The sequence below is a fragment of the Bradyrhizobium dasycarpum genome, assembly GCF_042019905.1.
In the GTDB taxonomy this organism is placed as follows: Bacteria; Pseudomonadota; Alphaproteobacteria; order Rhizobiales; family Xanthobacteraceae; genus Bradyrhizobium; species Bradyrhizobium japonicum_B.
Window position 1 is genome coordinate 5,083,398 of the sequence record NZ_CP169574.1, and the last position, 17,646, is coordinate 5,101,043.

The following is a 17,646-nucleotide window of genomic DNA, read 5'->3' on the forward strand; positions in this document are numbered from 1 at the left end:
CTCGGTCTCCGGGATGATTCGGCTGAGATCGCCGCGCCTTAGCGGCCGGTCGAGCCGAAGCCGCCGGCGCCGCGACCGGTAGTGGACAAGGTGGCGACGGGAACCAGCGCGGCCTGCACCACGGGCGCGATCACCAGCTGGGCGATGCGCTCGCCGCGCTTGATCACGAATGGCTCTGTGCCGTGATTGATCAGGATCACCTTGATCTCGCCGCGATAGTCTGCGTCGATCGTGCCCGGCGAGTTCAGCACGGTGACGCCGTGCTTGGCGGCTAGTCCCGAGCGCGGCCGCACTTGCGCCTCGTGCCCGGGCGGCAACGCGATCGCAAGCCCGGTCGGCACCAGCGCATATCGGCCGGGCGCGAGCGTCAGCGGCGCGCCGTCCGCCACCGCCGCCATCAAATCGAGCCCGGCGGCTTCCGCGGTCTGATAGGCCGGCAACGGCAGGCCGTCGGCATGGGCCAGTTGCTGCAGTTCGACGGTGACCTCAGTGCTCAAGATGCCGGCTCCAGGGATTTGCCGCTCACGCTTTGCGCGACATGCGCGACCAGCTCGGTGGCGACCTGTTCCTTGGTCATCACCGGCCAGGAATCAACCGCAATCTCGCCGTCCTTCGTACCGTTCTTGCGGCGGATCACATGCACCGTGTTGCGGTCGCCGCCCATCACGCCGGTGGCGGGCGAGACGTCGTTGGCGACGATCCAGTCGCAGCCCTTGCGCGCAAGCTTGGACTTGGCGTTGTCGATGAGGTGCTCGGTCTCGGCGGCAAAGCCGATCACCAGCGGCGGGCGCTTGTCGGTCAGCTTGGAGATCGTGGCGAGGATGTCGGGGTTCTCGACCAGCTGCAGCGGCGGCATGCCGGCGGAAGTCTTCTTCAGCTTCTGCTCGCCCTCGTTGGCGACGCGCCAATCGGCGACCGCGGCGGCGAAGATCGCGATGTCGGCGGGCAGCGCGGCCTGCACCTGCTCCAGCATCTGCCGCGCCGATTCGACGTGCTTGACGGTGACGCCGGCGGGATCGTCGAGATCGACCGGGCCGCTCACCAGGATCACCTCGGCGCCAGCGGCCTGCGCTGCCGCGGCAATGGCGAAGCCCTGCTTTCCGGAGGAGCGGTTGGCGATGTAGCGCACCGGATCGATCGGCTCGTGCGTGGGACCTGCGGTGATCAGCACGCGCTTGCCGGCGAGCGGCTTTGGCACCGGCGGCCGCAGCAGCCGTTCGGCGGCATTGGCGATCTCGATCGCCTCGGACATCCGGCCGATGCCGGCCTCGCCCGCCTCCGCCATCTCGCCGGAATTGGGCCCACACAGCACCACGCCGTCGCGCTGAAGCTGCGTGACATTGCGGCGCGTCGCCGCGTTGCTCCACATCAGCGGATTCATTGCCGGTGCCAGCAGCACCTTGCGGTTGGTCGCGAGCAGGATGGCGCTGGCGAGATCGTCGGCATGGCCATTGGCCATCTTCGCCATCAGGTCGGCGGTGGCCGGCGCCACCACGATCAGGTCGCAGTCGCGCGCGAGGCGAATGTGTCCGGCGTCGAACTCGCTCTGCGGGTCGAACAGGTCGGTGTAGACACGCTCATGCGACAGCGCGCTCACCGCCAGCGGCGTGACGAATTGCTGGGCCGCCTTGGTCAGCACGCAGCGCACCTCGATGCGGCGCTCCTTCAGCCGACGGATCAGGTCCAGCGATTTATAGGCGGCGATGCCGCCGCCGATGATCAGGGTGACGCTGGCTTCGGGAACGGCGCCGGTGCGCTGCGGCGTCGGGGCGGTGGATGCGGCTGGCGGCGCGGAAAAGGGCGTCAGCGGCTCTTCGCGGCCCTCGATCAGCTCCCGCAGGATGACCCGGACTTCTTCCTCGACCGATCTGCGATTCTTGGCGGAGCGCAGCCGCAAATAGGTTTTGACGGTGTCGTCGAGCTTGCGGATGGTCAGGCTTGCCACGGCGCCCTCCAGCACGAAATGATAGCGATGCTATCACTCCATTGATTGCAGTGCAATCACAGATTCCGGACGGCGATCAGGATTCCGATGAAGGTCGCGGCGATGATCCAGAGCGCCACGGTGCGCCAACGGTTCTTGCGGCCCTCGCTACGTCCCATCGCGGCGATGCTCTCCGGCGACAGCCTGATGCCGTCCCGCGTCATGCTTTCAAGCTGCTCCAGCACCTTCACCGACCGCTCGGCGATCTCCGGCAGGCGCATCAGCACGCGCGCCAGGTCTCCGGTCCCGGCGAGCGCGCCCTGCACCCGGCCGACGGGTCCGAGATTGCGCTCGATCCATTCGCGCACCACGGGGTCGGCGACCTTCCAGATGTCGAGCCTGGGATCGAAGCCGCGCGCCACGCCTTCGACCACGACCATGGTCTTCTGGAGCAGGATCAGCTCGGGCCGTGTCCTCATGTCGAACAGGCCGGTGACCTCGAGCAGCAGCGTCAATAGCCGCGCCATCGAAATCTCTTCCGCCGTGCGGTTGTGGATCGGCTCGCCGATGGCGCGGATGGCTTGCGCGAAATTCTCGACCGAGTGATGCGCGGGCACGTAGCCGGCCTCGAAGTGCACCTCGGCGACGCGGCGATAATCCCGAGTGATGAAGCCGAGCAGGATCTCCGCGAGGAAGCGCCGCTCCTTCATGCCGAGCCGGCCCATGATGCCGAAATCGACCGCGACCAGACGGCCGGCGTCATCGAGGAACAGATTGCCCGGATGCATGTCGGCATGGAAGAAGCCGTCGCGCAGCGCGTGGCGCAGAAAGCTCTGGATCACCTTGCGGCCGAGATCGGGCAGGTCGACCTGCGCCTCTTCGAGGCGCTTGTGATCGTTCAGCGCGATGCCGTCGATCCACTCCATCGTCAGCACGTTGTGCGTGGTGCGGTCCCAGTCGACGGTCGGCACGCGGAAATCGGGATCGTCGCGCGTGTTCTCCGCCATCTCCGACAGCGCAGCCGCCTCCAGCCGCAGGTCCATCTCCATGGCGACCGAGCGCGACATGGTGTTGATGACCTCGACGAGGCGCAGCCGCCGCGCTTCCGCCGAGTAGGTCTCGGCCTTGTATGCGACGAAGAAGAAGTCGGAGAGATCGCGGCGGAAACGCGCCCCGACGTTCGGCCGAAGCACCTTGACCGCGACCGATTTGCGGATTCCGTGATGCAGGACTTCGCCGCGATGCACCTGCGCGATCGAGGCCGCTGCAACCGGCGGGCCGAACGTCGTGAAGATGTCCTTCAGCGGTCGCTCCAGCGACGTCGCGATGGCGGCCTCGGCTTCGTCCTGCGGAAACGGCGGCAGGCGATCCTGCAGGCTTTCGAGGTCGCGGGCCATGATGACGCCGACGACGTCGGGTCGCGTGGCCAGGAATTGCCCGAGCTTGAGATAGGCCGGGCCCATCCGCGTCAGTGCGCGCGAGATCCGCGGGCCGTGCTTGGCGCCGCGGCGTTCGACGAGGCGGGCCAGCTTGAGCGCGAGTTGTCCCGGCGGCGGCACCAGGCTCGGATCGACTGAACCGAACACGCCCTCGCGGGCGAGCACGAACGCGGCGCGGATCAGGCGCGAAATGTGGGTGAAGGCAGAGATCACAAACGCCAGCCCGAATGCAGTGCGACGATGCCGCCGGACAATGTCTGCCAGCCGACGCGGGCAAAGCCGGCGTCGCGGATCATGTCGGCGAAGGCGTTCGGCTTCGGAAACTTGCGGATCGATTCGACGAGGTATTGGTAGGATTCGGCATCGCCCGTGACCATCCGGCCGAGCGGCGGGATCACCTTGAACGAGAACAGGTCATAAAGGCGATCGAGCCCGGGCATCTCGACGGTGGAGAATTCGAGGCAGAGGAAGCGGCTGCCGGGCTTGAGCACGCGATAGGCCTCGCGCAGCGCCAGGTCGATCCGGGGCACGTTGCGAATGCCGAAAGCGATCGTATAGGCGTCGAAGCTGCGGTCGGCGAAGCCAAGCGCTTCGGCATTGCCTTCGACGAAATCCACCCGGGTTTCGAGATGCCGCTTGAGGGCACGCTCGCGGCCCACCGCCAGCATGTCCGCGTTGATGTCGCAGACGGTGGCATGGAAGCCCGCACCCGCCACCTTGGCGGCGCGGAACGCGATGTCGCCGGTGCCGCCAGCGACGTCGAGCAGCGCGAACGGCCGGTCGCTTCTGGGCGGGTCGAGCGCGGTGATCATGATGTCCTTCCAGACCCGGTGCAGCCCGCCGGACATCAGGTCGTTCATCAGATCATAGCGGGACGCCACGCTGTGAAACACGTCGTTCACCAGCGTCTGCTTGTCCCCGAGCGGGACGTCCTTGAAGCCAAAATGCGTGGTTTCGCCCGGCCGATCCATTACTCTACTCCACTGGGCGGACCATAGCGCGCCCGCCGCAATGGCGCTATCACACCGCCCTCATAAGGTGAATGCCTGACCATGCCTGAATTGCCCGAAGTCGAAACCGTCCGCCGCGGCCTTCAGCCCGTCATGGAGGGCGCGAAGATCCTCAAAGCGGAGGCCCGCCGGCCGGACCTGCGCTTTCCGTTCCAGCCGGATTTCGTGGCCCGGCTGCAGGGGCAGGTCGTCACGGGCCTCGGCCGCCGGGCAAAATATCTCATGGCGGACCTTGGCTCCGGCGATGTGCTCCTGATGCATCTGGGCATGTCGGGCTCGTTCCGCGTCATCAAGCCGGACAACGCCGCCCTGCCTGGCGAATTTCACTATCCGCGGGGCAAGGACTCCGCGCACGACCACGTGCTGTTTCGGATGTCCTCCGGCGCCGACATCGTGTTCAACGATCCGCGCCGCTTCGGCTACATGAAAGTGATCGCGCGCAACGCGCTCGAAGACGAGCCGTTGCTGCGCGGGCTCGGTCCCGAGCCGCTCGGCAACGAATTCGACGCCGCGATGCTGGCGCGGGCCTGCGTCGACAAGACCACCAGCCTGAAGGCGGCGCTGCTCGACCAGCGCGTGGTGGCCGGGCTCGGCAACATCTATGTCTGCGAGGCGCTGCATCGCTCGCATTTGTCGCCGCGCCGGATCGCCGCGACGCTGGCGACCAAGGGCCGCAAGGGCGTCGGCGGGGGCGAGCCGACCGATCATGCGAAGCGACTGGTCGGTGCGATCCACACCGTGCTGAACGACGCCATCAAGGCCGGCGGATCGTCATTGCGCGATCATCGCCAGACCTCGGGCGAGCTCGGCTATTTCCAGCATTCGTTCAGGGTGTACGACCGCGAGGGCGAGAAATGCACGACGCCGGGCTGCGGCGGCACCATCAAGCGCTTCACGCAGAACGGCCGGTCGACCTTCTGGTGCCCGAAATGTCAGAAGTGAGGATCGGGCCTGTCACCGAGAGGCCCTGAGCGCTGTAGCCCGGATGGAGCGACAGCGTAATCCGGGGCCAGCCTCTCCGCGGAGAGACTCCTGGATTTCGCTTCGCTTCATCCAGGCTACGAGAGCTTCGCTACGCTCGCAATGACGGGCGGATAGAGCATCCGCCAACGCGAAGCGAAGCAATCCGGCCGGGCTGGAGACCGGATTGCTTCGTCGCTGGGGCCCTTTCGGATGGTGAAGGGCCGGCTGTCGTCCGAGCGATCGCCCCGCTCAGGACGCCAGTGTCGTGGTCTCATCCGCCGCTAGCTCGGCGGCGATGTGCAGCATGCCGTCCGCGGCCGACGTCACCTGATCGATCAGGACATTGGTCGTGGCTTCGAGCTCGAGCCGGGCCGCGATCCAGCGCCAGAGGCCGCGGATCTCATCCGCAGACTTGCCGTTCGGCGCGAACTCGCTCACGGCAAAGCCGCTGGCGAGCGCGTCCTGGTGGTCGTTGCGCATCGCGATCAGCGGGCGCGCGAGCACCTCAGCGAGATCGAGCGAAGCTTCCTCGGCGAGCGCGCCCGCGGCGTTGTCGATGCGCTGGCCGCGGATCGGCGTCTGGTTGAGCACGAAGCTGTAGGGCCGCTTCCAGGCGCGCGCGACGCTGAGCGTCGAGGCCGTCGCCTCGATGTCGGCGACGCTCGGGCGGGCCGGGATCAGGCAGAGATTGGAATGGCGGATCGCAGCCGTGGTGGCGGCGCTAAGGCCGGCGGCGGTGTCGACGATCGCGAGCTGCAGGCCGCTGTCAGCCAGCATCTTCAGGCGCGGCTCGATGTCGGCGGCATGGTAGATCGGCTCGACGACGATATCATCGGCGCTGCGGCGGCGCTGCCAGTTGGACAGGGTGCCCTGCGGGTCGGTCTCGATCAGGCGGACGGTGAAGCCGGCTTGCTTGGCCGCGAGCGCGAGGCCGATGGCAAGCGTGCTCTTGCCGCTGCCACCCTTTTGGGTAGCCAGTACGATCGTGTGCATTTGAGATCAATCCTTTGGAGTGCTTGGGTCAGGAATACGCCACGCGAACGTGCATCGATCTCGATGCTGAGCTCTTCTCGCTCAGGACGTGCCGGCCCGATCCAAAGGGGGATCGCGGAGGTCCGAATCAGCAGTAACGATGATGGCGAAATAGGGAATGCCAGCGAATCCGTACCATTACTGGACCAGTAATCGTACGTAAGGTGGTGGGTCATGCCCCGGACAAGCGCAGCGCGCAAGCGATGCGCTGCTGAGCCGGGGCCCAGAAGCCACTTGCACGGTATTTGCGGACGCATGGTTCCCGGCTCAGCGCAGCGGCGCTTCATGCCGCACCGCGTCCGGGACAAGAGAGACGTCGGCGCTCTACTTCCGCACGCAGATCACGCGCACGACGGCGGCTTTCGTATCCGTCGACGAGCCATTCGCAATGACGCCGTTCGCCTTCAGTAAATCCCGTACTCTCTCGGCGGACACCATCACCGCCTGCGAGGCCGCCACCGATGTCGAAGGTCCCGCCAGCAGGGCCGGCTTCAGCAGCGCGATGCCGGCGAACTTGCCGTCGCCATCGATCGCCGGAGCACCGGAGAACCCGACAGCCGGCGGTGGCGACAGCGCGGAATTGCTGCTCGGGACCGGCGTCAGCGCGGCCTTGACGACCGACACGCCGGCCGCGCCGCCCTGACTCTGCGGATCGGCGATGCCGACGACATCGACATTCGTCTTCGCTGCCGCGCCGGCGAGGCTCAGCGGTTTCAGGCCGCGTGCGCCGTAGATGCGCAGCAGCGCGAGATCGTGCTCCTTGTCCTCGGCGAGACGGTCGGCATTGCCATGGCCGGCGATGGTGATCGCGAGGCAGCCGTCGGTGACGAGGCGGTCGGCAACGATCGCACCGTCGTCGCTGACGACGATTCCGGTGCCGTATTCGACGGTCTTGCGCGGCGGCGGCCCGGCCTGCTGTCCCAACGGAAATGCATTGAACGCACTCGACATCGCGATCACGACCGGCTCCACCATGTTCTCCGTGGCCTGGTCGTAGAGGATCGTCATGGTGCGGACCTCATCGCCCTTGAAGGTGCCGCGGACGTAAAATTTCTTCAGGCCCTGCAAGCCCGACAGCACGAAGAAGTCGGGCTTCACCACGGTGTAATCGACCTTGCGCCCTGACGGCTCCTTCTCGAGATCGGCGAGCTTTGCCGAGGTCGGGTTCGCCTCCTTGCGGCGACTGAGAACCACCTGCACCGTGCCGGTCGGCGAGGTCCATTTCGAGCCGTTGGCGTCGCTGGCCTGCTGTGGCACCAGTTTCGAGGGGATGCCGAGCCGGGCGCCGCTGGTCGGCTCCGTCACGATCTTCCAGCCGACGCTGTCCTGCTTCTTCCGCGCCGTCTCGGCGAGCGCGGCGCGCTCCTGCGGATTGAGCACGCCGGTCGGCTTGCCGCCCTTGGCCTTCTGGTATTCCTTGATGGCGTTGACCATGCGCTCACTGACGTCGCCGGTGATGGCGCCGTTGTACTGGCCGACCCAGGCGAGATCGGATTGCAGCGCCAGCCGCTCGGCTTTTGCCATGGCATCCGCCGTCGCCGACGGCGTCTGCATCGCCGGAGGCTGGATCGGCACGGTCTGGACCGTCTTCGGCTTGGTGCCGGGGATCTGCGGCGCCGTCATCTGGGCGTTCGCAGCCGTGGCGGCCGCAAACACGAGGGTTGCCGCAAGCATCGATCTCATGACAAATCCAGCCAGCCCATTGAACGCAATGCCATTGAAGCACATCTCGTTGGTCGCGAACAATGTTGGGCTGGTTCAGGTGTCGTAGAGGCCACGAGCTCAGGCCCTCATCCTGAGGAGCGGCCGAAGGCGAGATCCCCGGCCTGCATGGTTCGAGACGCGCGTCCGCGCTCCTCGCCACGAGGGGATGGAGCGATGGCTCGGTAGGAGAGACGAAAGACGATGCTGAGCCCGGACGAACTCGAACGTTATGCCCGCCACATCGTGCTGCGCGATGTCGGCGGTCCGGGCCAGGCCGCGCTGAAGCGGTCCTCCGTGCTGGTGATCGGCGCCGGTGGCCTCGGCGCGCCGGCGCTGATGTATCTGGCCGCTGCCGGCGTGGGCACGCTCGGCGTGGTCGACGACGACGTGGTGTCGCTGTCGAACCTGCAGCGCCAGGTGATCCACGCCACGCCCGATATCGGCCGGCACAAGGTCGAGAGCGCCGCCGAGCGGATTGCGGCGCTCAATCCGCATGTCCGCTTCGTCGGCCATGCCACCTGGCTCAATGCCGACAATGCGCTCGGCCTCATCGGCGAGTACGATCTCGTGCTCGACGGCTCCGACAATTTCGCCACGCGCTATCTGGTCTCGGACGCCTGCTTCTTTGCCAAGCGGCCGCTGATCACGGCGGCGCTCGGCACCTTCGACGGCTCGCTCACCACCATCCGCGCGCATGAGCGGAACGGGCAGGGCGAATTCAACCCGACCTATCGCTGCCTGTTTCCGGAGCCGCCGCCGCCCGGCACCGTTCCGGCCTGCGCCGAAGCCGGCGTCATGGGCGCGCTGGCCGGTGTGCTCGGCTCGATGATGGCGCTGGAGGCGATCCGCGAGATCGTCGGTTTCGGCGAGGGCCTCGTCGGCCGCCTGCTGATGATCGATGCGCGCGCGATGCGCTTCGAGACGCTGCGCTATGCGCGCGATCCGGCTAATCCGCTCAACGGCGACGGGCCCGTGGTCGCCGATCTCGGCGCCCATCGCAGCTGATTGTCGCACGCACCGGACGGCGCGATCACAGCATGCTCGGCAGCACGCGATCCGGCGGCTTGTGGGCGTCGAGGAAGGTGCGGATGTTGATGATCACCTTCTCGCCCATCTCGACGCGACCTTCGACCGTGGCCGAGCCCATATGCGGCAGCAGCGTCACCTTGCCGGCCTTGGCGAGCCGCACCAGCTTGGGGTTGACCGCGGGCTCGTGCTCGTAGACGTCGAGGCCGGCGCCGGCGATCTCGCCGCCTTCGATCAGCTTGATCAGCGTGTCCTCGTCGGTGACCTCGCCGCGCGCGGTGTTGACGATATAGGCGTCCTTCCGGATCAGCTTCAGCCGCCGCGCCGAGAGCAGATGATAGGTCGCCGGCGTGTGCGGGCAGTTCACCGAGATGATGTCCATCCGCGCCAGCATCTGGTCGAGGCTTTCCCAATAGGTCGCGCCAAGCTCCTCGGCGATGACGGGCGCGACGGGACGGCGGTTGTGATAGTGGATCTGCAGGCCGAAGGCGCGGGCGCGGCGCGCCACAGCCTGGCCGATGCGGCCCATGCCGATGATGCCGAGGCGTTTTCCGCCGATGCGGTGGCCGAGCATCCAGGTCGGCGACCAGCCTGGCCAGGGTTTGCCTTCGGTCAGGATCGAGGCGCCCTCGATCATCCGCCTGGGCACGGCGAGGATCAGCGCCATGGTCATATCGGCGGTGTCCTCGGTCAGGACCTTCGGCGTGTTGGTGACGGTGATGCCGCGGGCGTGCGCGGCCGCGACGTCGATATTGTCGACGCCGTTGCCGAAATTGGCGATCAGCCGCAGCTTGCAGTCCGGCTGGTTGACGATGTCGGCGCTGACATGATCGGTGACCGTGGGAACCAGCACGTCGGCGGTGCGCGCGGCTTCGGCAAGCTGCTCGGTGGACATCGGTGTGTCCTCGAGATTGATCCGCGCGTCGAACAATTCGCGCATCCGCGTCTCGATCGAATCCGGCAGCTTGCGCGTCACCACGACGAGGGGCTTTTTCTTCACCGACATGTCCTGCTCTCATGAGGCGTCGCAGGCCGCCTCTGTCGCCAAAGGCAGGCCGTTGAGGTCTCATTAACCCGGTTGTTCGACACTGCCCTTGCCGTGTCCGTCCCCGGCGTTTCCTTCAAGCTCTCCCGAGATTTCCGGCCGGAAAATCGGGGCAAACTGGTTGTTCAAGTGCCCGTCCTCTCTAGCAGAAGGCCGGGCCAAGACAAGAACCACGGGCCAGGCCTGGGGAACATCGGCGTGGGGCGGGTCGGGATCGACGCGGCAGGATTTGGAATTTCGGGGTGAGGATCCGGCAAGGCCGGGTCTTCGACAGGAGACGGGTTGATGGCGTTGGGGCGTTTTTGTTCGGTGATGGCGCTTGTCTGCACCTGGTGGAGCGCCTCGGTTGGTCCCTCGCATTCGGCCAAGGATACCCCGCAGACCTCCAGCGGCCTGCCGGTGCCGCGTTACGTCAGCCTCAAGTCGGATCACGTCAATGTTCGCGCCGGCCCGACCAAGGACAATGACGTGGCCTGGGTCTATACCCGCGCCGGCCTGCCGGTCGAAATTACCGCCGAGTTCGAGAATTGGCGCCGAGTGCGCGATTCCGAGGGCGCCGAAGGGTGGGTCTACCACTCGCTGCTCTCGGGCCGCCGTACCGCGGTGGTCACCATGAAGCACAAGGACGAGCTCGCCCCGATCTACGATCGGGCCGATCCCGACAGTGCGGTTGCTGCAAGGCTCCAGGCGGGCGTCGTCACGCAGGTGAAGAAGTGCGCCGCAAACTGGTGCCGCGTCACCGGCAACGGCTTCGACGGCTGGATCCAGCAAGAGCGCCTCTGGGGCGTGTATTCGGACGAGCAGGTCAACTGACGCCGAACGCGTCATTCCGGGGCGATGCGGAGCATCGAACCCGGGATCTCGAGATTCCCCGGTGCGCAATTGCGCACCTGAGGTCTGGTCCTTCGGACCATCCCGGAATGACCGCGAAATAGAAATGGCCGGAACATGTCCGGCCATGACGATCACATCAACAATGTCGGGTTGGTTCAGCGCTTCTTGCGCAGGCGCACGACCATGTCGATGCGGGCGATCTCGTAACCCTCCGGCACCTCCGGCATCTTGGACAGCGCCAGATGCGGGTCCTCGATGTCGACCAGCTCGTGGCTGTTCTCGAGGTAGTAATGGTGGTGGGTGGTGACGTTGGTGTCGAAATAGGTCTTGGTGCCGTCGACGCTGACTTGGCGGAGCAGGCCGGCATCGGTGAGCTGGTTCAGCGTGTTGTAGACGGTTGCCAGCGACACCGGAACCTTCGCCAGCGTGGCTTCCTCGTAGAGCATTTCGGCCGTCAGATGGCGTGCACCCTTGCCGAACAGCAACCAACCCAGCGCCATGCGCTGGCGCGTCGGACGGAGCCCCGCGGACTGCAGCATTTCATTGACGTCGTGCCAGGGGCAGCCGGTCAAAGCCGGCTGACGCCCGGACAAGAGGGCCGCGGCGTGGACGTCGTCGTCGTGATGGGACGCGGTGTTCTCGGTCATTTCCAGATTTCAGGCACGCGTGAACAATATCTCTCTGCAATATAAGAACAGAAAGATGCAGATGCAAGTTTCTCGCAACTAGAGAGGTTCTAATCAGACTTGAAAGCCTAATGAGTCTTCAAGGTCCATCGGTCTTGGAACCGGGCCGGGATCGCGTCATTTTACCTTCATGGACGCACTTTGCCACCCGATTGGGCCTGTGTTAGAGAGCGCGCGGTTCCGCTTAGCCGATCTTGGCGCAGCCGGGCATGGGGGCTCGGCCGGCAATCCATTCGGGACATGCGGGAGCCGCGCCTGACGGTGGCAATTGGCGTTGCTCTCCGACCGACGGGGCCCATTTCGCCAAAAACGCCGCTCAATCGGAATTCAAACAGAGGCTCGTGCATGCTGAACAGGCGCAACGGTTACGAATACGAAGATCTGCTGGCCTGTGCCCGCGGCGAGATGTTCGGCCCGGGCAATGCCCAGCTGCCGTTACCTCCGATGCTGATGTTCGACCGCATCACCGAGATCAACGAAGATGGCGGCGAGTTCGGCAAGGGGCTGGTGCGCGCCGAGCTGGATGTGAAGCCCGACCTCTGGTTCTTCGGCTGTCACTTCAAGAACGATCCGGTGATGCCCGGCTGCCTCGGCCTCGACGCGCTGTGGCAAATGGTCGGCTTCTATCTGGGCTGGATCGGAGGCGAGGGTCGCGGTCGCGCGCTTGGCCTCAACGAGCTGAAGTTCAGCGGCCAGGTGCTGCCCGAGGCGCGCAAGGTCGTGTATCAGGTCGATATCAAGCGCGTGATGCGCGCAAAGCTGGTGCTCGGTATCGCCGACGGGTGGCTTTCGGTCGATGATCAGATTATTTATCGCGCCAAGGACCTGAAGGTCGGCCTGTTCAAGCAGGGCACGAGCTTGGGCTAACGCGCATCACCACGAAGACAACGAGAAGACAACGAGCAGGGCGAGGCTGTCATGAGGCGGGTTGTGGTCACCGGGATGGGCATCGTCTCGTCGATCGGAAACAACACCCAGGAAGTGCTTGCGAGCCTTCACGAGGCGAAGTCGGGCATTTCTCGGGCTGAGAAATATGCCGAGCTCGGCTTTCGTTCGCAGGTGCAGGGCGCACCGACGCTCGATCCCGCGACGGTGGTCGACCGCCGCGCCATGCGTTTCCTCGGTCAGGGCGCGGCGTGGAATCACATCGCGATGGAGCAGGCGATCCAGGATTCCGGTCTGTCGCCAGACGAAGTCTCCAACATCCGCACCGGCATCATCATGGGCTCCGGCGGCCCGTCCGCCCGCACCATCGTCGAGGCCGCCGACATCACCCGCACCAAGGGACCGAAGCGCGTCGGGCCGTTTGCAGTGCCGAAGGCGATGTCGTCCACGGCGTCCGCGACGCTTGCGACCTGGTTCAAGATCAAGGGCGTGAACTACTCGATCTCCTCGGCCTGCGCGACGTCGAATCATTGCGTCGGCAATGCCTATGAGACGATCCAGATCGGCAAGCAGGACGTCATCTTCGCCGGCGGTTGCGAGGAGCTGGACTGGTCGCTGTCGGTGCTGTTCGACGCCATGGGCGCGATGTCGTCGAAGTACAACGACACGCCCGCCACGGCCTCGCGTCCCTACGACGTCAACCGCGACGGCTTCGTCATCGCCGGCGGTGCCGGCGTGCTGGTGCTGGAAGAGCTCGAGCATGCCAAGGCGCGCGGCGCCCGCATCTACGGCGAGATCGTCGGCTACGGCGCGACCTCGGACGGTTACGACATGGTCGCACCGTCGGGCGAGGGCGCCGAGCGCTGCATGCGCATGGCAATGTCGACGGTGAAGACCAAGGTCGATTACATCAATCCGCATGCGACCTCGACGCCGGCCGGCGATCCTCCGGAGATCGACGCGCTTCGTCGGGTGTTCGGCAGCGGCGAGAAGTGCCCGCCGATCTCGGCGACCAAGGCGCTAACCGGCCACTCGCTGGGCGCCACCGGCGTGCAGGAGGCGATCTACTCGCTGCTAATGATGAACAACGGCTTCATCTGCGAGAGCGCCCACATCCAGGAGCTCGATCCCGTGTTTGCCGACATGCCGATCGTGCGCAAGCGCATCGACAACGTCAAGATCGGTACCGTGCTGTCGAACTCCTTCGGCTTCGGCGGCACCAACGCCACGCTGGTGTTCAGCCGGATGGATGTGTGATCTCTGACCTTGTCATGCCCCGCCTAGTGCGCAATTGCGCACGGGGGCGGGGGCCAGTACGCCGCGGCTTCTCTATTTATCACGACGGTCTCTGGAATACTGGATCGCCCGCCTGCGCGGGCGATGACGTCGAAAATAGGAGCGATAGCGGCAATGGAAGGTCTGATGAAAGGCAAGCGCGGTCTGATCATGGGCATCGCCAATGATCATTCGATCGCCTGGGGCATGGCGAAGACGCTGCATGCCCACGGCGCCGAGCTCGCCTTCACCTTCCAGGGCGAAGCCCTGGGCAAGCGCGTCAAGCCGCTGGCCGAGCAACTCGGTGTCGATCTGGTGCTGCCTTGCGATGTCGAGGACATCGCCAGCGTCGATGCCACCTTCGCCGCGCTGCGCGACAAATGGGGCAAGCTCGATTTCGTCATTCACGCGATCGGCTTCGCTGACAAGAACGAGTTGAAGGGCCGCTACGCCGACACCAGCCGCGAGAACTTTTCGCGCACGATGGTGATCTCCTGCTTCTCGTTCACGGAGGTCGCAAAGCGCGCCGCCGAGCTGATGACCGAGGGTGGCAGCATGATCACGCTGACCTTCGGCGCCTCCGAGCGCGCGATGCCGAACTACAACGTGATGGGCGTCGCCAAGGCGGCGCTGGAAGCTTCGGTGCGCTATCTCGCCTCGGATTTCGGACCGCGCGGCATCCGCGTCAACGCGATCTCCGCAGGTCCGATCCGCACGCTCGCGGGCTCGGGCATCGGCGAGGCACGTGCCATGTTCGCCTTCATGCAGAAGCATTCGCCGCTCCGCCGCGGCGTCACGCTCGACGAGCTCGGCGGCTCTGCGCTGTACCTGCTGTCCGATCTGTCCGGCGGCGTCACCGGCGAGATCCACTATGTCGATTCCGGCTACAACATCGTGCTGATGCCGCGGCCCGACGATCTGAAGTCCCCGGAGTAGCTTCGCAGCAACGACGCCGTAGGGTGGGCAAAGGAGCGCCAGCGACGTGCCCACCGGTTCTTCTCCGCATCCGGGGAAACGTGGGCACGCTTCGCTTTGCCCACCCGACGGGTCTCCTCCCGCCCCACGATCATGGGGCTGACTCGCCCACAGAATTATGCATGCTGCCGCGGTGGCGCCGCAGGGTCGTATCTCCTGCGGTCCGGGAGGAGTGATTGTGCCAAGGCTGCATGCGACGAGCCTGCATGCGATAGGTCGCGCGAGCGCGCTGGCGTCCGTTGCGGGCGCGATGCTGCTCTGCGGCGGTTCGCGGGCCCTGGCCCAATCGGCGATCTGGGACACCACCATCTCCAACACCAATTGGTACGTGCCGACGGCGCAGCTGCTGGCCTATGCCGCGCCGAGGACCGGCTTCTCCAATCCGATCCCGATCGGCGACCAGACCCTGTGGTCGCTCGCGACCGCGACCAACGGCTCGTTCACCGGAACGAGCGTTGCGCAGCTCAAGCTTGGGCCGGCGCTGCTGACCGACACCTCGACCATCCAGGGTTTCGTCACGACCGCGGGCCAGATCACGATGCAGTTCACGCCGACCTCGGGCGGCGCGGTGACGGTCGGCCTCGGCCATATGCGAACCATCAACGGCGTCACGGCGATGGAAATGCAGATGATCACAGGCGACAGCCTGCTGGTGACGCACTGGGCCTATATGCTGCCCTACGATCCCGCGACCTTCACGCCGCCGGCCTCGCAGCCCGTTCCCGCCAACTCCGTCCCGCAATGGGCGTGGACGTCAGGCACGCCGTGGCGGATCGCCAGCAATTCGTTGTTCGGCACCTCCGCGCCCGGCCGCTTCGTCATCACGAATTACCAGAACGGATATTTCTGGGGGCGGGCGTCGCGCCCGCAGGCAGCTCTGCTGCCAACTTCACGCTGCTGGGATCGGTGACTCCGGAGGGCAATGTCCTTTTCAACACGCTCTCGCGCGGCACGCTCGCCAGCCTCTACGGCAGCGCGAGCGGCGACGCCTCGGGCGCACAGATGCTCGTCAGCACCTACGATCTCTCGGGCAACCCGACCGGCGGCGTCGCCTATATCTCCCTGGTGCGCCCCTATGCCGAGACGCTTCAGACGCAGAACAGCCGCGCGGGCTTGGGCGCGGCCGACATGCTCTATCGCCTGTCGGCGACATCGCTCGGCTGGACCGGGAGCATGGCAACCGGCTTCGCCGCGCTCGACAATCTCAGCGGAACCGGTCTCGTCGATGCGGTCAACCAGACTTTGCCCGTCCTCACCGGCGCCGCATCGCAGGCCACCTATGCCACGCAGCGAATGTTTCAGCAGGCGATGACGGGGCGGCTGGACGACGTGCTCGGGCTGAACACAGGCGCCATGCCTGAGCGGAATTTCTGGCTGAAGCCGCTCGGCGGCAGCATCCGGCAGGGCGGCGTCGACGGCGTCCCAGGCTATAATGCATCCGGCGGCGGCATTGCCGTCGGCGCGGACGGGGCGCTCTCGCCGCGCGCGATGCTCGGCGGCGTGTTCGCCTATTCGCATCAGGCCGTCACCGGCAGCGAGGCTGCCGTCCCGAACCGGCTCGCCATCGATTCCTATCAGGCGGGTCTCTACGGGACCTATGCGCTCGGCCACGGCATTCAGGTCGATGGCCAGCTCGACGGCGCGCTGAATGACAATGGCGAGAGCCGCTCGCTCACCTTCATCAACGCCATGGCCGGCGCCGACTATCGCTCCTACAGCGGCCACGCGGGCGCCGGCATCCGCAAACTGATTCCGGTCGAGCCGGGGCTTGCCATCGCACCGTCGCTGCGGCTGGACTATGGCGAGGTCCGCTCATCCGCGTATCAGGAGGGCGGCGCCGGCGGCTTCGGCCTCAACGTGGAGTCGCAAACCTATCGCGAACTGACGCTGACGGCGGGGCTGAAGAGCGCGTACCAGATCGCGAAGCAGCTCCATCTCACTGGCGATGTCGGGGCCGGCTACAACACGTTGAACCAGGGATTGCAGATCAAATCGGCATTCGCCGGCGGCGGCGACAGTTTCGTCACCAACGGCCTTGCATTGTCACCCTGGATCTACTCGACCGCGCTGGGTCTCGTCGCGGCCGACGGCAAGGGATTTGATCTCGGCATCCGCTACGGCCTTGCGGCGACATCCTCCGGACTGCTTCAGCAGTCCGGGCTCGCCGTCCTCAAGGTTAGATTGTAAGCGCGCCGTCTCACCCTGCCGCGATCTTCTCCGCGCGCTGGAACGCCGGCCGCGCGGCGCAGCGCGTCAGATAGGCATCGAAGGCGGGGCGCGTCGGCACCATCTTGAACAGGCGCACCGCGAAGTTCAGACCCGAGCCGACCACGATGTCGGCCGCGGAAAAGTCCTCGCCGAGAATCCACGGTCCCTTGGCGAGCGCGGCTTCCAGCACGTCGAACACCTGCGTGGCGCTGCCCCAGGCCGCGGTCGAGGTCGGAATCTCGATCTTGGTGAAGATCTGGATGATGGCGGGCTCGATGCAGCCCGGCGAGAAGAACAGCCATTGCAGATAGCGCGCGCGGCGTGGATCGGTCACCCCTGGCGCGAGCTTGGTCTCTGGATAGCGGTCGGCGATGTAGGCGCAGATCGCCGCGGCTTCGCCGAGTGCCGCATCGCCGTCGGTCAGCGCCGGCACCTTGCCCATCGGATTGATCTTCAAATAATCCGGCGCCTTCTGGGCACCGGTCGAAATGTCGGTCAGCACCCGCTCGTAAGGCAGACCGCTCTCCTCCATCAGCCAGAGCGTCGTGAACGAGCGCGAGCGGGGCGACCAATAGAGCTTGATCATGGCGTGAAACCTTTCATCGGCAGAAGGCAGGCAGCGCGCAATTCATGCCGCGTT

General features: G+C 65.8%; 17 protein-coding genes. 8 read left to right on the forward strand and 9 right to left on the reverse strand.

The features are described 5' to 3' along the window. Positions 1-38: 38 nt before the first annotated feature. The 4 genes from dut to ubiE are packed head-to-tail and all read right to left on the reverse strand — an operon-like array spanning position 39 to position 4,334. A complete protein-coding gene (gene dut, locus ACETMP_RS24350; protein WP_375158157.1) occupies positions 39-497 on the reverse strand; it encodes a dUTP diphosphatase in 459 nt (152 codons plus the stop codon). Beyond that, on the reverse strand, positions 494-1,945 hold the full coding sequence (coaBC, locus tag ACETMP_RS24355; RefSeq protein ID WP_375158158.1) for a bifunctional phosphopantothenoylcysteine decarboxylase/phosphopantothenate--cysteine ligase CoaBC: 1,452 nt from the start codon (positions 1,943-1,945) through the stop codon (positions 494-496). The genes dut and coaBC overlap by 4 nt, the downstream gene beginning before the upstream one ends. 56 nt (positions 1,946-2,001) lie before the next feature. Beyond that, positions 2,002-3,576, reverse strand: a complete 1,575-nt coding sequence (gene ubiB / locus ACETMP_RS24360; RefSeq protein ID WP_375158159.1) for a 2-polyprenylphenol 6-hydroxylase — start codon at positions 3,574-3,576, stop codon at positions 2,002-2,004. Then, positions 3,573-4,334 carry a bifunctional demethylmenaquinone methyltransferase/2-methoxy-6-polyprenyl-1,4-benzoquinol methylase UbiE gene (ubiE, locus tag ACETMP_RS24365; protein ID WP_375158160.1) on the reverse strand — a complete coding sequence of 254 codons (762 nt, stop codon included), beginning with the start codon at positions 4,332-4,334 and terminating at the stop codon, positions 3,573-3,575. The genes ubiB and ubiE overlap by 4 nt, the downstream gene beginning before the upstream one ends. 81 nt (positions 4,335-4,415) lie before the next feature. Between ubiE and mutM the strand changes: the two genes are divergently transcribed. Then, positions 4,416-5,315: a bifunctional DNA-formamidopyrimidine glycosylase/DNA-(apurinic or apyrimidinic site) lyase gene (mutM, locus tag ACETMP_RS24370; protein ID WP_375158161.1), complete on the forward strand. Its 900-nt coding sequence runs from the start codon at positions 4,416-4,418 to the stop codon at positions 5,313-5,315. Between the two features lie 270 nt (positions 5,316-5,585). Here the strand turns inward: mutM and ACETMP_RS24375 are convergent, their stop codons facing one another. Together ACETMP_RS24375 and ACETMP_RS24380 are read right to left on the reverse strand one after the other, a co-directional pair. Further along, entirely contained in the window at positions 5,586-6,329 is a 744-nt protein-coding gene (locus tag ACETMP_RS24375) for an AAA family ATPase (RefSeq protein WP_375158162.1), read from the reverse strand. A 363-nt stretch (positions 6,330-6,692) separates the two neighbouring features. Further along, positions 6,693-8,051, reverse strand: coding sequence for a serine protease (locus ACETMP_RS24380; protein WP_375158163.1), 1,359 nt, complete (start codon positions 8,049-8,051; stop codon positions 6,693-6,695). 222 nt (positions 8,052-8,273) lie between these two features. Between ACETMP_RS24380 and ACETMP_RS24385 the strand changes: the two genes are divergently transcribed. Next, positions 8,274-9,077: a ThiF family adenylyltransferase gene (locus ACETMP_RS24385; protein WP_375158164.1), complete on the forward strand. Its 804-nt coding sequence runs from the start codon at positions 8,274-8,276 to the stop codon at positions 9,075-9,077. 25 nt (positions 9,078-9,102) lie between these two features. Here ACETMP_RS24385 and ACETMP_RS24390 read toward each other — a convergent pair whose 3' ends face one another. After that, on the reverse strand, positions 9,103-10,104 hold the full coding sequence (locus ACETMP_RS24390) for a 2-hydroxyacid dehydrogenase (RefSeq protein ID WP_375158165.1): 1,002 nt from the start codon (positions 10,102-10,104) through the stop codon (positions 9,103-9,105). A 324-nt stretch (positions 10,105-10,428) separates the two neighbouring features. Here ACETMP_RS24390 and ACETMP_RS24395 point away from each other — a divergent pair, with 324 nt between their 5' ends. After that, positions 10,429-10,956, forward strand: coding sequence for an SH3 domain-containing protein (locus ACETMP_RS24395; RefSeq protein ID WP_375158166.1), 528 nt, complete (start codon positions 10,429-10,431; stop codon positions 10,954-10,956). 176 nt (positions 10,957-11,132) lie between these two features. Here ACETMP_RS24395 and irrA read toward each other — a convergent pair whose 3' ends face one another. After that, complete coding sequence (gene irrA, locus ACETMP_RS24400) at positions 11,133-11,624, reverse strand: iron response transcriptional regulator IrrA (RefSeq protein WP_028133631.1); 492 nt, start codon at positions 11,622-11,624, stop codon at positions 11,133-11,135. Between the two features lie 384 nt (positions 11,625-12,008). Between irrA and fabA the strand changes: the two genes are divergently transcribed. From fabA to ACETMP_RS24425, 5 genes are all read left to right on the forward strand, one after another. After that, the gene (gene fabA, locus ACETMP_RS24405) at positions 12,009-12,530 is read left to right on the forward strand and encodes a bifunctional 3-hydroxydecanoyl-ACP dehydratase/trans-2-decenoyl-ACP isomerase (protein ID WP_375158167.1); all 522 of its coding nucleotides are present in this window, start codon (positions 12,009-12,011) and stop codon (positions 12,528-12,530) included. Positions 12,531-12,581: 51 nt separating this feature from the next. After that, positions 12,582-13,805 carry a beta-ketoacyl-ACP synthase I gene (fabB, locus tag ACETMP_RS24410; RefSeq protein ID WP_028133633.1) on the forward strand — a complete coding sequence of 408 codons (1,224 nt, stop codon included), beginning with the start codon at positions 12,582-12,584 and terminating at the stop codon, positions 13,803-13,805. 153 nt (positions 13,806-13,958) lie between these two features. Then, entirely contained in the window at positions 13,959-14,759 is an 801-nt protein-coding gene (gene fabI / locus ACETMP_RS24415; RefSeq protein WP_375158168.1) for an enoyl-ACP reductase FabI, read from the forward strand. A 217-nt stretch (positions 14,760-14,976) separates the two neighbouring features. Continuing rightward, positions 14,977-15,708: a hypothetical protein gene (locus tag ACETMP_RS24420; protein ID WP_375158169.1), complete on the forward strand. Its 732-nt coding sequence runs from the start codon at positions 14,977-14,979 to the stop codon at positions 15,706-15,708. Beyond that, positions 15,705-16,985 (forward strand): autotransporter outer membrane beta-barrel domain-containing protein, encoded by a 1,281-nt coding sequence (locus ACETMP_RS24425; RefSeq protein ID WP_375158170.1) that lies wholly within the window; start codon positions 15,705-15,707, stop codon positions 16,983-16,985. The genes ACETMP_RS24420 and ACETMP_RS24425 overlap by 4 nt, the downstream gene beginning before the upstream one ends. A 10-nt stretch (positions 16,986-16,995) precedes the next feature. Here the strand turns inward: ACETMP_RS24425 and ACETMP_RS24430 are convergent, their stop codons facing one another. Then, the gene (locus ACETMP_RS24430) at positions 16,996-17,592 is read right to left on the reverse strand and encodes a glutathione S-transferase family protein (RefSeq protein ID WP_375158171.1); all 597 of its coding nucleotides are present in this window, start codon (positions 17,590-17,592) and stop codon (positions 16,996-16,998) included. Positions 17,593-17,646: the final 54 nt, after the last annotated feature.

Bases quoted from the DNA above. Each gene is read 5' to 3' on its own strand.
- ACETMP_RS24375 (WP_375158162.1), bottom strand. From the start codon at position 6,329: ATGCACACGATCGTACTGGCTACCCAAAAGGGTGGCAGCGGCAAGAGC.
- ACETMP_RS24395 (WP_375158166.1), top strand. From the start codon at position 10,429: ATGGCGTTGGGGCGTTTTTGTTCGGTGATGGCGCTTGTCTGCACCTGG.
- ACETMP_RS24390 (WP_375158165.1), bottom strand. From the start codon at position 10,104: ATGTCGGTGAAGAAAAAGCCCCTCGTCGTGGTGACGCGCAAGCTGCCG.
- fabI (WP_375158168.1), top strand. From the start codon at position 13,959: ATGGAAGGTCTGATGAAAGGCAAGCGCGGTCTGATCATGGGCATCGCC.
- irrA (WP_028133631.1), bottom strand. From the start codon at position 11,624: ATGACCGAGAACACCGCGTCCCATCACGACGACGACGTCCACGCCGCG.
- fabB (WP_028133633.1), top strand. From the start codon at position 12,582: ATGAGGCGGGTTGTGGTCACCGGGATGGGCATCGTCTCGTCGATCGGA.
- ACETMP_RS24380 (WP_375158163.1), bottom strand. From the start codon at position 8,051: ATGAGATCGATGCTTGCGGCAACCCTCGTGTTTGCGGCCGCCACGGCT.
- ACETMP_RS24385 (WP_375158164.1), top strand. From the start codon at position 8,274: ATGCTGAGCCCGGACGAACTCGAACGTTATGCCCGCCACATCGTGCTG.
- ACETMP_RS24430 (WP_375158171.1), bottom strand. From the start codon at position 17,592: ATGATCAAGCTCTATTGGTCGCCCCGCTCGCGCTCGTTCACGACGCTC.
- fabA (WP_375158167.1), top strand. From the start codon at position 12,009: ATGCTGAACAGGCGCAACGGTTACGAATACGAAGATCTGCTGGCCTGT.
- mutM (WP_375158161.1), top strand. From the start codon at position 4,416: ATGCCTGAATTGCCCGAAGTCGAAACCGTCCGCCGCGGCCTTCAGCCC.
- ubiE (WP_375158160.1), bottom strand. From the start codon at position 4,334: ATGGATCGGCCGGGCGAAACCACGCATTTTGGCTTCAAGGACGTCCCG.